This window comes from Campylobacter taeniopygiae (assembly GCF_005406225.1).
GTDB classification, from domain to species: Bacteria; Campylobacterota; Campylobacteria; order Campylobacterales; family Campylobacteraceae; genus Campylobacter_D; species Campylobacter_D taeniopygiae.
On sequence record NZ_NXLY01000057.1, the window covers coordinates 1 to 756 of the forward strand.

Here is a 756-nt window from a genome sequence, read left to right on the forward strand (position 1 = left end):
GCATTTTCATATTTGTCCGTATTATCGACTAAATTTTGCATCATACCTGCAGCACCTGTTCCAAAAACTGAATTTAAAAAATCTGTCATTTCATCTTTTGGTAAGGTTTTTATTTGATTTAAAAGCATTTTAACCGCTTCACTTGCATCTTGTTTGAAATAAGCACCAAGCTGTTCTGTACTAAGACCTAATTTTAAAAACTTAGCTTTCATATCATCGCTTATATTATTAAGATTACTCATAACCGCAGTCATTGCTTTAAAAGTTCCTACTGCTTCTCCCTCATCTTTAGTGGCACTCACAAAAGCTGCACTTAAAGCAGCGGTGGCTTCTGCATTCATGCCAATAAGCTTTGCATCGCCTCCTACTTCATTCATAGTTTTAGCTACACTACTAGCACTAACATTACTAGCTCTTGCAACGCTTATGATTTTATCTCCCAAGCCTTGCATATCCTTAGTATTTAGTTTATAGATATTAGAAAGCTTGCTCATGAAGTTAATGCTTTCTTCATTATTTAATTTAAAAACTTGGCTGTATTTAGCACCAATTTCACTAAAAGCTAAAAGCTCCTTTTCGCTTTTTATGCCAAGCCTTGCTCCGAGTTCGCCAAATTTTGTAAGATCATTCACATTCATTTTTATATTTGAACTTAGTTTTAAAAAATTCAAACGCAAAGATTTTAAACTTTCATTATCGGCATTTAAAAAGGTATTGATATTATTCATATCATCTTCAAGATTAGCACTGATTTTT

General features: G+C 32.8%; 1 protein-coding gene. It reads right to left on the reverse strand.

Translation table 11 applies throughout. The features are described 5' to 3' along the window. The coding region (locus tag CQA75_RS08920) for a phage tail tape measure protein (protein WP_137624602.1) at positions 1–756 on the reverse strand (756 nt) is incomplete at both ends.